The organism is Virgibacillus sp. 7505, assembly GCF_002272135.1.
Taxonomy (GTDB): Bacteria; Bacillota; Bacilli; order Bacillales; family Amphibacillaceae; genus Terribacillus.
Genome location: NZ_NPBF01000420.1, coordinates 1 through 219 on the forward strand (window position 1 = coordinate 1; position 219 = coordinate 219).

General features: G+C 50.7%; 1 protein-coding gene. It reads left to right on the top strand.

The window, feature by feature from the left end; all coding sequences use genetic code 11:
• The coding region (locus CHH91_RS21050; protein WP_141234276.1) for a hypothetical protein at window positions 1-219 on the top strand (219 nt) is incomplete at both ends.

Genomic DNA, 219 nt, shown 5'->3' on the forward strand with positions numbered 1-219 from the left:
GGACTGGCGATGTAAAATACCATTTAGGGGCCGACCGGCAAATTAGCGACGACAAAAGCGCGCAAACGATTGTGTCCCTTGCTAACAACCCAAGCCATTTGGAGTTTGTTTCGCCGATTGTTGAAGGATATGCAAGGGCAGCCCAAGAGGATCGCAGCAGCAAAGGCGAACCTAAGCAAGACACAACGAGGGCTTATTCGATCCTTATCCATGGCGATG